The sequence below is a fragment of the Pseudomonas sp. McL0111 genome (assembly GCF_052567255.1).
The window spans coordinates 2,728,210-2,742,569 of record NZ_CP199585.1 but is presented as its reverse complement, the minus strand read 5'-3'; the positions used below and the strand labels follow the sequence as shown (position 1 = coordinate 2,742,569).

14 protein-coding genes are annotated in these 14,360 nt (G+C 59.8%); 6 read left to right on the top strand and 8 right to left on the bottom strand.

The window, feature by feature from the left end; all coding sequences use genetic code 11:
* Positions 1-45: 45 nt before the first annotated feature.
* Positions 46-1,218, bottom strand: a complete 1,173-nt coding sequence (locus tag ACTWLJ_RS12570; RefSeq protein ID WP_445181030.1) for an aspartate aminotransferase family protein — start codon at positions 1,216-1,218, stop codon at positions 46-48.
* A gap of 102 nt (positions 1,219-1,320) precedes the next feature.
* Between ACTWLJ_RS12570 and ACTWLJ_RS12565 the strand changes: the two genes are divergently transcribed.
* Both ACTWLJ_RS12565 and ACTWLJ_RS12560 read left to right on the top strand, forming a co-directional pair.
* Positions 1,321-2,223, top strand: a complete 903-nt coding sequence (locus ACTWLJ_RS12565) for a LysR family transcriptional regulator (RefSeq protein ID WP_445181029.1) — start codon at positions 1,321-1,323, stop codon at positions 2,221-2,223.
* 44 nt (positions 2,224-2,267) lie between these two features.
* On the top strand, positions 2,268-2,672 hold the full coding sequence (locus tag ACTWLJ_RS12560; protein WP_445181028.1) for a GNAT family N-acetyltransferase: 405 nt from the start codon (positions 2,268-2,270) through the stop codon (positions 2,670-2,672).
* 22 nt (positions 2,673-2,694) lie between these two features.
* Here ACTWLJ_RS12560 and msrA read toward each other — a convergent pair whose 3' ends face one another.
* The 3 genes from msrA to msrB are packed head-to-tail and all read right to left on the bottom strand — an operon-like array spanning position 2,695 to position 5,785.
* Complete coding sequence (gene msrA / locus ACTWLJ_RS12555; RefSeq protein ID WP_445181027.1) at positions 2,695-3,399, bottom strand: peptide-methionine (S)-S-oxide reductase MsrA; 705 nt, start codon at positions 3,397-3,399, stop codon at positions 2,695-2,697.
* Between the two features lie 15 nt (positions 3,400-3,414).
* Positions 3,415-5,223 (bottom strand): cytochrome c biogenesis protein DipZ, encoded by a 1,809-nt coding sequence (locus tag ACTWLJ_RS12550; protein WP_445181026.1) that lies wholly within the window; start codon positions 5,221-5,223, stop codon positions 3,415-3,417.
* 43 nt (positions 5,224-5,266) lie between these two features.
* Positions 5,267-5,785 (bottom strand): peptide-methionine (R)-S-oxide reductase MsrB, encoded by a 519-nt coding sequence (msrB, locus tag ACTWLJ_RS12545; protein ID WP_445181025.1) that lies wholly within the window; start codon positions 5,783-5,785, stop codon positions 5,267-5,269.
* A gap of 150 nt (positions 5,786-5,935) precedes the next feature.
* Here msrB and ACTWLJ_RS12540 point away from each other — a divergent pair, with 150 nt between their 5' ends.
* The 4 genes from ACTWLJ_RS12540 to ACTWLJ_RS12525 all read left to right on the top strand — a co-directional run bounded on the left by ACTWLJ_RS12540 (position 5,936) and on the right by ACTWLJ_RS12525 (position 10,862).
* Positions 5,936-6,652, top strand: coding sequence for a response regulator transcription factor (locus tag ACTWLJ_RS12540; protein ID WP_445181024.1), 717 nt, complete (start codon positions 5,936-5,938; stop codon positions 6,650-6,652).
* Positions 6,649-8,169 carry an ATP-binding protein gene (locus ACTWLJ_RS12535; RefSeq protein ID WP_445181023.1) on the top strand — a complete coding sequence of 507 codons (1,521 nt, stop codon included), beginning with the start codon at positions 6,649-6,651 and terminating at the stop codon, positions 8,167-8,169. Before ACTWLJ_RS12540 ends, ACTWLJ_RS12535 begins: the two co-directional genes overlap by 4 nt.
* 134 nt (positions 8,170-8,303) lie before the next feature.
* The gene (locus ACTWLJ_RS12530; protein WP_445181022.1) at positions 8,304-9,008 is read left to right on the top strand and encodes a hypothetical protein; all 705 of its coding nucleotides are present in this window, start codon (positions 8,304-8,306) and stop codon (positions 9,006-9,008) included.
* Positions 9,009-9,431: 423 nt separating this feature from the next.
* Positions 9,432-10,862, top strand: a complete 1,431-nt coding sequence (locus ACTWLJ_RS12525) for an aminotransferase-like domain-containing protein (RefSeq protein ID WP_445181021.1) — start codon at positions 9,432-9,434, stop codon at positions 10,860-10,862.
* On the opposite strand, the gene ACTWLJ_RS12520 is transcribed toward ACTWLJ_RS12525, so the two are convergent.
* The 4 genes from ACTWLJ_RS12520 to ACTWLJ_RS12505 form a co-directional block, all read right to left on the bottom strand.
* Complete coding sequence (locus ACTWLJ_RS12520; protein WP_445181020.1) at positions 10,859-11,668, bottom strand: N-acyl homoserine lactonase family protein; 810 nt, start codon at positions 11,666-11,668, stop codon at positions 10,859-10,861. The genes ACTWLJ_RS12525 and ACTWLJ_RS12520 overlap by 4 nt on opposite strands.
* Positions 11,669-11,682: 14 nt before the next feature.
* Complete coding sequence (locus tag ACTWLJ_RS12515; RefSeq protein WP_445181019.1) at positions 11,683-12,639, bottom strand: diiron oxygenase; 957 nt, start codon at positions 12,637-12,639, stop codon at positions 11,683-11,685.
* 67 nt (positions 12,640-12,706) lie between these two features.
* Positions 12,707-13,465 (bottom strand): TauD/TfdA family dioxygenase, encoded by a 759-nt coding sequence (locus ACTWLJ_RS12510; protein ID WP_445181018.1) that lies wholly within the window; start codon positions 13,463-13,465, stop codon positions 12,707-12,709.
* Positions 13,466-13,486: 21 nt separating this feature from the next.
* Complete coding sequence (locus ACTWLJ_RS12505; RefSeq protein ID WP_445181017.1) at positions 13,487-14,359, bottom strand: branched-chain amino acid aminotransferase; 873 nt, start codon at positions 14,357-14,359, stop codon at positions 13,487-13,489.
* Position 14,360: the final 1 nt, after the last annotated feature.

Here is a 14,360-nt window from a genome sequence, read left to right as displayed (position 1 = left end):
GCTATCGCGAGCAGGCTCGCTCCCACATGGATTATCGAATGGCCTTCAAATCGCAGATATGGCCCGCACAACACCTCTGACAATCATTTCCACCTCGCGCTCATCAATCGTCAGCGGCGGCAGCAGCCGGATGGTGTTGCCGCGTGTCACGTTGATCAGCAGTCCGTGATCACGGGCGGCGATTAGCGTCAGGTCGCGGATCGGTTGTTTCAACTCGATGCCGATCATCAACCCCTGCCCCCGAATCGCCAGCACGTTGGGATTATCCGCCAGCTCTGCACGCAAACGACTGATCAGCCGTTCACCCTGCACCCGGACATTTTCCAGCAGGCCTTGATCTTCGATGATATCCAGCACAGTACAGCCGACCCGACAGGCCAGTGGATTACCACCAAACGTGCTGCCGTGGCTGCCGGGTGTGAACAAATCCGCCGCCCTGCCCCGCGCCAGGCAAGCGCCAATGGGTACACCGTTGCCGAGCCCTTTTGCCAGAGTCATGACGTCCGGGATGATGCCTTCGTGTTGAAACGCGAACCAATGACCCGTGCGCCCGATACCCGTCTGAATTTCGTCGAGCATCAACAGCCACGAGTGGCGCTTACACAATTTGCTTAAGGCTTTCAGGTAACCGGGCGGTGGCAGTTGCACCCCGCTTTCACCCTGAATCGGCTCGACCAGAATCGCGACGATCCGCTCGCCATGTTGCTGCTGTACTCGTTCCAGAGCATCGAGGTTGCCGAATGGCACTTTGACAAAGTCGCCCGGCAGATCATTGAAACCGAGCCGCACCGCAGGCCCATCGCTGGCGGACAAAGTCCCTAGCGTGCGGCCATGAAACGCGTTGGCCATAACCACCACCAGCGGCTGTTCGATGCCTTTGCGCCAGCCGTACAGACGCGCCAGTTTCAATGCGGTTTCGTTGGCTTCTGCACCAGAGTTGTTGAAGAACACCCGGTCCATTCCGGACAGTTGTGTGAGTTTCTGCGCAAGTTGTTGCTGCCAGTCGATGCTGTACAGGTTTGAGGTGTGCAACAGCAGGCCAGCCTGCTCGCTGATCGCCGCAACAATTCGCGGATGCGAGTGGCCGACATTGGTCACCGCCACACCGGCAACCGCATCCAGATATTCACGACCTGCCTGATCCCACAGGCGAGTGCCCAGTCCCTTGATAAAACTCATGGCTAACGGTTGATAGGTATTCATCAGGGCGGCGGTCATGACTTCAAACTCCAGTGAAGGTCGGCGTTTTTGCAGTATGGTTAGCCACCAGAGCTGGATAAACCCGGAAAAACTTCAATCATTTAAAAGCTGAGCTTGATAATGGATCTGTTTCAGTCGATGAGCGTCTACGTCAAAGTGGTGGAAGCCGGCAGCATGACGAAGGCCGCGCTCCAGTGCGAAATGTCCACGACCATGGTAGGAAATCACTTGCGGGCGCTGGAGCAACGACTCGGCGTGCAATTGCTGCAACGCACCACCCGGCGCCAGCGGCTGACCGAGTTCGGCAGTGTTTACTACCAGCGTTGTCTGGAGGTGTTAGGGCTGGTGGCTGACTCGGAGCGTCTCGCCGAGCAAACCATGGATGAACCTCGCGGCATCCTGCGCGTTACCGCGCCACTGACTTTTGGCGTTGAATGCCTGATCCCGGCACTCAGCGAGTTTTCCAAACAACACTCCAAGCTCAAACTCGATGTAGTGCTGACCAACCGCCGCCCTGATCTGCTGGAAAACGGCCTGGATGTGGCGTTTCGTTTGGGTAACTTCGAGCAGTCCAACCTGATCGCCCGAAGGCTGATCGACTACACCCTGACCGTGTGCGCATCGCCAGAGTACATAAGCAATCGTGGAATGCCGCAGACCCCCGAAGACCTGCAACAACACGACTGTCTGTCATTCGCCTATTCTGCCGGCGACGACTGGCAATCAGTGGAAAAGGAATGGCGTCTTTGCGGGCCGGACGGTGAAGTGATGGTCGCAGTAAGCGGGCCGATGCTGATCAACAGCTCAGCCGGTTTGCATCATGCGGCGCGCGCCGGCATGGGCATCGTGATGTTGCCGGATGCCTTGCTCGAACAGGATTTACGCGAAGGCAAACTGGTCGCCGTAATGCCGGACTACCAACCGCCGAGCCGCCCGCTGCACTTGCTCTATGCGCAGGATCGCTACCGTTTGCCGAAGCTGCGTCGATTCGTCGACTTTGCCATGCAGAAATGGGGCGCTTAGGAGCGTATACATTCAAAGATTGTCGGAAAGGATTCGACCCGCAGATGAACAATAACCAAAACGTACGCGATGCATTGCCCGAAGAAGTCGAGTCAATCCGTCTGTTCCTCGGACAACATGGCTGGGGACACCGCACCGGTTCTCCCGAGCATTTTGCCCAGTTGATTCAGAACTCACAGCGCACTGCCGTTGCCTTGAAAGGCGAACGGATCATCGGCTTCGCCCGGGGAATAACCGATGGCCTATCCAACGGCTACCTGTCGATGGTCGTGGTCGATGATCAGCATCGGCGTGAAGGCATCGGCCGAGCGCTGATCGAACATCTGATGGGCGACAATCCCGACATCACCTGGATGCTGCGCGCCGGGCGTGAAGGTGCTGAGGCGTTTTTCGCCAGTCTGGGATTTGAAACGTCGGTGATCGCCATGGAGCGACCAAGACTCAAGTAACCGACGATCATCTGGCTGGCAATCAGCTCCCTCCTTTCACCAACACCGGTTTCTCCTGATAACGCTGCGCAAACATCTGCTTCAACTGCGCAACCTTCGGCATGTCATTGATCACGATGTACGGATAGCTCGGGTGCTCCGCCAGGAAGTCCTGGTGATAGTCCTCCGCCGGGTAAAAGCCGTTGTAGGTTTCCAGGCGAGTGACTATGGGTTTGTTGAAGGCATGCGCAGCATCCAGTTGAGTGATATAGGCCTGCGCAACCCGTTGCTGATCAGCATTGACCGGGAACAACGCCGAACGATATTGCGTGCCGCTGTCCGGCCCCTGACGGTTGAGTTCGGTCGGGTTATGGGCCACCGAGAAGTAGATCTGCAACAGGCTGCCGTAGCTGACTTGCGTCGGGTCGAAGGTGACTTGCACCGATTCCGCGTGCCCGGTATCGCCCTCACTCACTTGCTCGTACTCAGCGGTTTTTGCTGCGCCACCGGCATAACCGGAAAGCGCTTTCTGTACGCCTTTGACGTGCTGAAAAACACCCTGCACACCCCAGAAACAACCGCCAGCGAACACCGCTGTTTCGCTGTGCGCCTGAGTGGTTTCATCGAGGGCGGGCACGGGCAATGCAACCGCATCCTCGGCACCGAAAGAGAACGCCGAGCACTGGCCAATCACGCCAGCCACCGCGACCCCCAACAACACACGACGCCAGTTTTTTTGAGCTTTCATGTTGCGCACTCCCGATCAGCCAAAGGTGAAGGCGTAGGCCGACACGCCCGAGTCAAGAAATTCGATGCTGAAGGTTCGATCCTTCACATCGTCGGTTTGCCGAACCAGTTGATACAAGCGCTGCTCGGTGACGCTGCCGCTGCCATCAGGGGCAACATCGACACCGTGGGCATCGCCGGGCGCCTGGCCATCGATCATCACTTTGAAGCGAACCGGTTTGCCGTCCGTACCCGGGCCCAATACCAGATGCAGGTCGCGAGCATGAAAGCGATAGACGATGCGGCTGGCCGGCGCGCTGGCAGTAGCGCGCTCTGCGCCGACCGTCCATTGCCCGCCGAGACTCCAGTCGTTAAGGGGCAGATCGGCTGGCGGTTTGTACGCCGCGACCTTGTCAGGCACCAGGCTGGTTTCGGGTACGAAATGTTCCGCACGCTGGTAGCCGACATAGGTTTCCGGCGACAGCACCTGATTCATGTCCGGGGCCAGTTGAACGCCCTTGGCATCAGCATTGATCAGGCCATCGGCGACTGTTTTCGCGCCAGCCTCACGCAGCAGTTGTTGTATGACACGTTCCGATTCGGCGTAGTCCCCTTCGCCGAAATGGTGGTAACGAATGCGCCCCTGAGCGTCGGCAAAATAGTGCGCCGGCCAGTATTCGTTGTTGAAGGCGCGCCAGATCCGGTAATCGTTATCGATGGCCACCGGATAGTTGATACCCAGCTCTTTCATCGCTTTGGTGACGTTGCCGACGTCTCGTTCAAAGGCGAATTCCGGCGCATGCACGCCGATTACCACCAGCCCCTGATCACGATATTTTTCAGCCCAGGCTTTGACGTAAGGCAGCGTGCGCAGGCAGTTGATGCAGGAGTAGGTCCAGAAATCCACCAACACCACTTTGCCCTTCAAAGCCTGTGCATCCAGCGGCGGCGAATTGAGCCACTGCACCGCGCCATCCAGCGGCGGCAACGTACCTTCGACCGGCAACGTCGCAGTGGTTTTGGCGGCCATTTTCATCGCGCCACCAGCGGCCATCATGCTGCCGTTCGCCGCGTCATCGGCAGGAGGAATCTGCGCCATCATCGTGCCGCTGGCGTTAGGGGATTTCCCGGAAAGCTTGCCGACCAGGGTTTGCTCCAGTCCACCGGTGGAGGCGGTCGAAAGACGTGCCAAAATCCCGGTATCGAGGCCCAACGCAATCGCGGCCACGCCAGCGAGCATCGCCGCGCCCATTGCACGACGAACCCACTCACCCGCGCCGATCGAGCGCTTCATCACCGCGAAGACTTTACCGCCCAGCAGCAGCGCGGCGGCCAGCGAAGTCGCGGCACCCGCCGCGTAAGCGAGCAACAACAGCGTGGTGGCGATACTTGCTCCTTGCAGCGCGGCCCCGGTCAGAATCAGCCCGAGGATCGGCCCGGCGCACGGCGCCCATAGCAACCCGGTGGCGACCCCGATCAGAAACGAAGCGCCGGGACGCGGACGATTGTCCTGACCGGCGGCTTCCGACAGACGACTGCCGGCCGACACCAGCGGCCGCGTCAGTCGCTCGGCAAGGCGCGGCAGCAGCAGCGTCAGCCCGAACAGTGCTACGAACAGCAACGCGAGCCAGCGCCCGTACTGATTGACTTGCACCACCCAGCCGCCGCCCACCGCCGCCAGTGAGGCGACCAGCGCAAACGTCACCGCCATCCCCGCCAAGAGCGGCAAGCCACTCTTGATAAACGGCTGCCCGGTGCGAGCGAAGACAAAAGGCAGAACCGGCAGGATGCACGGGCTGACAATTGTCAGTACACCGCCGAGATACGCTAGAACCAAGAGCCACATAGTGTCGTCCTGTAGAAAGTGAAGACTGATTGCGATCCATGATTCAAACCGCCACTGGCTTGAACGTCATGGCCAGACCATTCATGCAGTAGCGCAGGCCGGTAGGTTTCGGGCCATCGTCGAATACATGGCCCAAGTGACCACCGCAGCGCCGACAATGAACCTCGTTGCGTGACATGCCGAAGGAGCGGTCCTGGCGCGTTGCCACCGCATGTTCCAGCGGTGCCCAGAAACTCGGCCAGCCAGTGCGGCTGTCGAACTTGGTCTCGGACGAAAACAGCGCCAGATCGCACCCGGCGCAGGCAAATTTGCCGGCGCGATGTTCATTGTTCAGCGGGCTGGTATAGGCCCGTTCGGTGCCCTCTTCACGCAGAATCTGGTACTGCTCGTCGCTCAGCAGCGAATGCCATTCGCTATCCGTGTGGATAACTTCAAAGGCTTCGTCGGCGTGCGCTTCACTGACTAGCGCCACGCTGCCCGACAATTTTGGCAATACACCCGCCACCAGGGCTGCAACCCCTAGCCCGCCGCCCGCTAACAGAATCTGTCGCCGTGAAAACATGGCCGTCTCCAAAATCCAGGATGCCTTTCATGGAACACAGCCTAGGCTTGGTTTGATCGCCAAATCCTCACGGGAAGTTAACGAATTCGTGATAACTCGCCCGGGGGAAAACCCGCACAATGCGCTCATCGCGCCAAAGGATTCAGCTTCATGGAACAGATAAAACGCGTCCTGGTAGTCGAGGACGACCTGCACATTGCCGACCTCATTTGCCTGCATCTGCGGGACGAGCAATTCGAGGTGGTACACAGCGCCGACGGCGACGAAGGCATGCGCCTGTTACAGCAAGGTAACTGGGACGCGCTCGTCCTCGACCTCATGCTGCCGGGGGTCGATGGCCTGGAAATTTGCCGCCGCGCCCGGGCCATGGCCCGCTACACACCGATCATCATTACCAGCGCCCGCTCCAGCGAATTGCACCGCATCCTGGGCCTCGAACTGGGTGCTGACGACTACCTCGCCAAACCGTTTTCGATGCTCGAACTGGTCGCCCGGGTCAAAGCCTTGCTGCGCCGGGTGGACGCGATGGCGCGCAACCTGAAAATGGACGCCGGCAGTCTGACCATCGATGGCTTGAGCATCGACCCGATCACCCGCGACGTCGCCCTCAATGGCCAGCGGCTTGATCTCACCCCGCGAGAGTTCGACCTGCTGTATTTCTTTGCCCGCCAACCGGGAAAAGTGTTCTCACGCATGGATCTGCTCAACGCCGTCTGGGGTTACAGCCACGAGGGTTACGAGCACACGGTCAACACCCACATCAATCGCCTGCGGGCGAAAATCGAAAACGACCCGGCCCAGCCCGCGCGCATCCTCACGGTGTGGGGCCGTGGTTATAAATTCGCCTCCGATGCCGAGCAGCCATGAAACTGACCCTGACGCAGCGCCTGTCACTGGTATTCGCCGTGCTGTTGCTGGTGTGCTGCGGCACCTCCGCGTGGTTGCAGGTGCGCTCCAGCCAGATGCATGAACTGGAAGTGGTGCAAGGCCTGTCACGCGATCTGGCGCAACACATCGCCCACGACACCGTGCTGATGGACAGCAATGGCCTGATGCCCGGTGCCGTGCGCGAGTTGTTCAGTCAGTTGATGCTGGTCAACCCGAGTGTCGAGGTGTACCTGCTCGACACTGAGGGGAAGATTGTCGGTAACGCGGCGCCACAGGGGCGCTTGCGTCGCGAGCAAGTCGATCTCGCACCGATCCGGCGTCTGCTCGATAATCAGCCGCTGCCGATCCTCGGCGACGATCCGCGCAGCATTGACGGCAGAAAGGTCTTCAGTGCCGCGCCCTTGCAGGTCAATGGCAAAGCGGCCGGTTACCTGTACGTGGTGCTGCTCAGCGAAGAACACGACCGCTTCGCCGAGCGAGGTGCCACCAGCGCTGCGCTCAACACCGCGTTGCTGTCCATCGGTCTGGTCGCGCTGCTGTGCCTGATTGCCGGTCTGACCGCATTCAACCTGATCACCCGGCCACTGCGGCGGTTGACCGATACCGTCAGCCGCTTCGACATCGATGGCGCGCCGCAACCGGTGTCGGTCACCTCGACAGCTGTGGACAAGTCCGCCGACCCGGATGAAATCGCCGTGCTCGACGCCGCTTTCCGGCAGATGCAAAAACGTCTCGGCGAGCAGTGGCGCTCGCTGACCCGCCAGGATCAGGAACGCCGCGAACTGGTCGCGAACATTTCCCACGACCTGCGCACGCCACTGGCTTCGTTGCACGGTTATCTGGAAACCCTGTCACTGAAGGACGCCACGCTGAGCCCGGAAGACCGCCGGCGCTATCTGGGCATCGCCCTCGATCAAAGCCGCAAGGTCGGCGGGCTGGCACAATCACTGCTGGAACTGGTGCGGCTGGAGCACGGTTTTGTACAACCGATACTGGAGCGCTTTTCCCTGACCGATCTGGTCCAGGACATCTTTCAGAAGTTCGAACTCGGCGCCGAAGCGCGACAGGTCGAACTCAAGGCCAATTTCGCCGCGAACCTGCCGACAGTCTGCGCTGACCTCGGGCTGATCGAGCGGGTGCTGACCAATCTGGTGGACAATGCCCTGCGCCATACTCCGCCGGGTGGCGAAATCCAGTTCGATCTGGTCCCGCAGGGCGCGCTGGTCGAGGTGACGGTCAGCGACACCGGCCCGGGCATTGCGCCCGAATTGCGCGAAGGGCTGTTTTTGCGCCCGTTCAATATCGGCGGCGCCCGGCGCGACGGTGGCCTGGGGCTGCGCATCGTGCACCGCATCCTGCAACTGCATGGCCGCGAGATCCGCTTGCTCGATGTGCCGGGGCGCGGCGCCACGCTGCACTTTTCGTTGCCCGTGGAGCAACAGACCGCCGAGCAATGGATGGTGCGTGGAATGAACCTGAATACACCGGGCAAATAATCATCCCGGACAAAAAACCCGACCATCGGCCTGTTGCTCCGTGACAACTCCGCCCCGCTCCCCTAAATTACCGGGTCGGAAAAAGACCTCGTGCTTTCTCGTCTCAACTCAAGTTAAAAAGTAGTGAAATTTCAATGTCCGATTTCAACACCGCTGAATCCGTAGTCACCCTGTCGTCCAAAGCGGAATACGAAAACTCCATCAATCTTTCACAACACCTTCCGCAGGCCAAAAACATCAGCGAGATGGTCCTGGACGCATTCCAGTCGACCCGCGAAAGCGACCAGATCCGCGAACTGCGTACCGCGATCCGTCAGGCTCACGACCGCTTCGATGACGACCAGGCTTACGAGCTGATGGGCGAACTCAAGCGCCTGAAAGATGCCGAGGCCTCGGACATTGCCGCCCTTGAAGACCTGAGCAGCAAATTTCCGATCAGCCGCATCCTGTCCAGCTTCAAGGACGACCCGGCGTTCCAGGAAATCGTTTACGGACTGGCGCTCAAGGTGCTGAACCAGACCCATCAGGCGATGAGCAGCCCGAGCGGCGGCAAAAGCAAAGCCGCCCGCGCCAAGAAAGACGTCGAAGTGTTCACCATCAGCAAGGACGGCAACAGCGTGACCCTGCCGCTGCGCACACCGCGTTCGCGCCTGAACGTTGACCGTGAAGCGCTGGAGTTCCTCGGTTTCAGTTTTGTCGGTGAAGGTGAAGAAGCCGAAATCGACGGTGAAACCTTCGTCGACAATGCCGGCAACGAGCAAGCGGTCAACCGCAAGAACATCATCACCGCGCTGCAACAGCAGACCGCGTTCGATGGCTACACCATCGCCGCGCAATAACTCAGCCTTAACGCCGAGCAAAAAGAGCCCCACGCTGCCAGTCAGCGTGGGGCTTTTTCGTTTGCACAACGAACGAATGCCTTTCTATTGTGGCGACGCAGCTTACTCCCGCTGAGTTTCGTAGCAGCCCAATCGATTCAGCCTTTTCACGACCGCTGCGCAGCCGATCGGGAGCAAGCTCCCTCGCCACAGATAATCATCCAGTCGCAATGCCCTGCAATGAATGCCATTCATCTGCGCCCATTGCAAAGTGCCACCATCTGCGGCAATCAATGCCCGTCCCGTGAACATTCACAGGCCACCGAGGCAAGCCGGTCTGTGCCAGAAAACATTTCCCCTAACCCTTGAGCACCACGGAACCGCCCGCAGGGAGCGTCAACTCACTTTCCAGCCCAAGACAGTGGTGCGATTGCTGAGGTCACCATGAACTCCCCGCCACTCTATCGACAACTCGCCAACCACTACCTCGACGCTATTCGCAGCGGCACGCTAAAGACCGGCGAACGTTTCCCCTCGATTCGCCTGATGATGGAAAAACACGCGGTCAGCCTGTCCACGGCGGTGCAGGTCTGCCGCGAACTGGAAGGCCAAGGCGTGCTGGAAGCACGGCCGCGTTCCGGCAACTTCATCCGCCAGCCGGATAAACCGCAAAAGTCGCCGACAGTGATGACGCCGCCCAAGGTGGACAGCGGCGTGTATGTCGGGATTCACGAGCAGGTTTCCTCAGTGCTCAAGGCCAGCCAGCAGGCCTCGATCAAGGTCAATTTCTCCAGCGCCTACTGCGCACCCGAACTCTACCCGCTGAAGATTTTGCAGAACCACATGGCCAAGGCCTTGCGCACCGATCAGCACCTGCTCGGCACACCCGGATCGGCTTGTGGCAATCCGGCACTGCGTCAGGTGCTCGCCCGACGCGCGTTGGCGAGCAAGGCCAATCTGCCTGCCGAACGCATTGTTATCACCAACGGCGCTACCGAAGCCATCAACCTCGCGTTGCGTGCCGTCACCCAACCCGGCGACACCGTGGCGGTGGAGTCGCCGACCTTTTACGGTCTGCTGCAAATCCTCGAAAGCCTGAATCTGCGCGTACTCGAAGTGCCGACCACGGCGCACAGCGGTTTGAACCTGCTGGCACTCGAACAACTGCTGTCGGGACCGGAGCCGATCCGCGCGATGATCGTGATTCCCAATCTGCAAAACCCGCTGGGCAGCATCATGCCCGACACGCACAAGGCGCGACTGGTCGAGTTGTGCGACGAACACGGTACGGTGCTGATCGAAGACGACACCTATGGTGATCTGGTGGATACCGAGTTGCCGCTATCGACCCTCAAACACTGGGATCGCCACGACAACCTGATTTATTGCGCTTCGCTGAACAAGACCCTGGCACCGGGGATTCGCCTGGGCTGGATCAGTGCCGGGCGCTGGCACGAGCGCGTCGAGATGCTTAAACACACGCAGACCCGAGGCTGCGAAGCGATGTCGCAACTGGCGGTCAGCGCGTTCATGAAAACCGCGTCGTACGAGCGTTATCTGCGCCGCTTGCGCAAAACCCTGACCGAGCAGCGCCAGCAAATGAGCACAGCGATTCTGCGCTACTTCCCCGCCGGCACCCGAGTCACCGAACCCCGGGGCGGCACCCTGCTGTGGGTGGAGCTGCCCCGGTCGCTGTCGGCAATGACGCTGTTTCATGACGCACTGAAAGTCGGCATCCAGATCACGCCCGGCGATATTTTTTCCAACGCCAAGCGTTTCGGCCACTGCGTGCGCATTGGCTGCGGCACGCCGTTTTCACCGCGCATCGACGAGGCGTTGAAAACTCTCGGGCAGTTGCTCGCCAACCAGGGTTAACCGGGGAGGAGTGGCGCCTTGTGCAGGCAGATGATGTGCGGGTCATCGTTCCAATGCGCAAAGCGCTCGGCAATCAGCGGGTCGTGGCCGGGGATCACATGGTCCTCGCCATCCGCCAGTGCGTCGATCAGGCTGAATGCTTCCAGCGTCTGCGCCAGGTCATCGAGGATTGGAAACGGACTGCGCTGACGGATGTTCGCCCACAGGTGCGCGGCATCCGAAGCCAGCACAATCCAGCCGCGCTCGGTGAACACCCGCACCACTTGACTGCCGGGCGTGTGGCCGCCGACCTGGTGCAGCGTGATCCCTGGCAACACCTCGGCGCTCCCAGTGTGCAAACGCAAACGCCCTTCGAACAACGGCGGCAGCGCCGACATGACGTCCTCGACCTCGTAGGTTTTGTTCACCGTGCGATGGGCCATTTTCGGCCCGGTGCAGAAGCGCAGTTCGGCTTCCTGCAAATGCACGGTGGCATTCGGAAACAAGCCGAGATTGCCGGCGTGATCCCAGTGCAAGTGAGTCAGGATCAACTGCTTGACCTGCGTCGGATCGATGTCCAGTTGCCGTAGGGAGTTTTCTGGCAGGCGATACATCTGACGATTGCGCCGATCCGCCGTGGCCGGTTGGAAGCAAGTATCGACCACCACCACATGCTGCTCGTTGCGGATTACCCAGAAGTAGTAATCGAGCGGCATCGCGGCATTCGGATCACCACAGCAGGCGTCGTAAAGAAAGTTTTCCTTGGCGGTGCGCTGGGCATTGGCGCCGACACGGATGGCGAATACTTCGTACACAGGAACAGTCATTTTCGCTCTCCTGCTCAGGCTGCACTGGACTTGAGGGTAGGACGGAAATCGAAATCGATTTGCGCGCTGATCCCCAGGTCTTCCGCCAGTCGATGCAGACCGCTGTAGTCACGCATGATGGTCGCGTTGCGATTGCTCTCGCGGGTGTCGTCAATGATCTGCGCCGCTTCCGCTACACCGAGCTGAGTCAGAATCGCTTCCCACATCGAGTAGTCCTGAGCGACAAAAGCACTCAGCGCCTGCGACAAGGTGCGTGCGAAAAATTCCCGCTGCGCTGGCTGCATGTTGGCGTACATGACCTTGGCCACCTCGGCCAGCACTTTGCTGTGAGCATACTCGTCGCGGTTGTGCAGTTCGGCGACGCGGCGGTTCTGTGGCTGGATGGTCTGATCATCGGCCAACAGATCGAGGTAAGCGTTGACGCTGATTTCCGCGACTACGGCGAAGGTAATTGCTGCCAGATCGCGCTGCCACGGCTCGCTCAGTTCTTCACGCAGCGCCGCCAAACGCAGGTAGGTCACCGACGGCGGCAGATCGAGCATGGTCTCGATATTGCGCTCGGCGCGGGTGCGTTCGATGGCACGCAGGTGCATCAGCGTGTGGTAATGCTCGTCGATCAAGGTCTGTTGCATGGCTTCGCGGAAATGCCAGTCGTCAGCACCCAGATACTGATTAGCGATCACGCTCAACGCCGGGTTCACCACATGTTCCTCGGCGGTGACAGTCCGCAGGTTGTAGCCGATCCAGCCCCAGGTCAGCACCGCACTTTTCAGCTGGTCACTGAGCGCCTGAAAACCTGGGTGATTGAAAAACGGCACCAGCCGCTCGGGGTAATCCGCACGCGTCGGGTCGAATGCCTCTACCACGTTGGCGCGGTCCGGTGAGCACACGGTGGCCCGTTTGCTCCAGGCCTGATTCAGTCGAACCACCAGTTGATGGTCAACGGTGGCGATCTCGATTGCTGTTTGCATGACACGGTACCTGTAAGCCGCGTACCCGCCATGGGGTACGCCAATGGAATAAATGACGTCGGAAAAATCAGCTCAACCAATAACGCGTGAGGTGCCGCCCCGGGTCGTTGTAGCGACTGCGAGCGTGGATCATTCGCCAGTTATCCCAGATCAACATGCAGCCGTCAGGGATCAAAACCGGCGTGTTGTGCTCGATAAAATGCGCCTCGCCCAACCGGGCAAATCTCGCCAGTGGTGCATCGCTGTCGGCGACTTGCGATTGCTCCAGCGCCTGCTTCGACGGGTTCACATCGCCGTAGTGAAACTGGTTGTAGCTGAAGCGGAAAATATCCCCGGCCTCGGTCGGCGTGAGGATGTATTCCATCACCCGACGCTGATCCGGCTCACCGGGTTTGGCGGTGGCGACGAACTCTACCGGAGTGTCGTGCAGCCATTCGCGCAATTCCGGATCGCTGCTTTGCAGTGACTGCAAAAACTCAATGCCATCCACCAGTCCGGTGTGCCCACCGCCGCAAGTCGCCTGCCGCAAACAATGCAGGGCCAGATAACGCGGCGGCGGGCCGTAGACCGGCGCTTCGGTGTGCGGGCCGATGCCGTTCATGCTCTGCGAATACGGCAAGTCTTCGTAACCCGGTTTGCGGGTGATGGCGAAGGCCGTTTGCCCGTTGAACTGCGGAATAATCGGCCCGAAGCCCTGTAAAACGCCCTCGACATCGTGGGCAAATTCCTCTGCGGTCAGCACTGTCCAGCCGCGCATTGCCAATTCCTCATGGCGATGACGCAGCGCAACGTAAGGTGCAGACACAGCGAGTCCTTGATCTGACATGGTGGCAGTCCTTTTTCTTATTCAGGCGTTAACGGTTGAGGTGTACGCCGCGATCAACTCGCGGCAAGCAGTGCCCGGTTCGAAGCGCTGCTGATCGATGCTTTGCACCGGGGTAATTTCGGCAGCGGTGCCGGTGAGAAAACACTCATCGAAGTCGCCAAGTTCCGTAGGCAAAATCGTCCGCTCGATGACCTGGTAATCCAGTGCCTGCGCCAGTTCGATCACCGTCTGGCGGGTGATGCCATTGAGGAAACAATCGGCCAGCGGCGTGTGCAGCGTCCGCCCCTTGGCAAAGAACACATTGGCGCTGGTGGCCTCGGCGACATGCCCACGCCAGTCGAGCATCAAGGCGTCGTGATAGCCGGTGTTTTCCGCGTCGTGCTTGCTCAACGTGGCGATCTGATAATGCCCGGAGGCCTTGGCTTCGAACGGGCTGCTCTCGGGTGGCGGCCGGCGCCAATGCGCAGTCTTCAAACGAATCCCGGCCATGCGCGCCGCCGGGTCGAAATAGCTTGGCCACTGCCAGCAGGCAATCGCCACATGCACCCGATTGAAGCGCGCCGAAGTAGAAATCATCTCGCTGCCGCGCCACGCCACCGGTCGCAGATAACCGTCGACTACGCCGTTGCGTTGCAGCAGTTGTTGACTGGCGTCTTCCAGCTCTGCCGGCGAATACGGGATCTCGAAGTCCATCAGTTGCGCCGAGCGATACAGGCGTTGCGTGTGCTCACTGAGTTTGAAGATCTTTCCTGCATACACGCGCTCACCTTCGTACACAGTGCTGGCGTAATGCAGCCCGTGACTGAGCACATGCAGACGCGCCTGCGACCACTCGACAAACTCGCCATCGAGCCAGATCACGCCGTCGCGTTGATCGAACGGAATTGCGCTCATG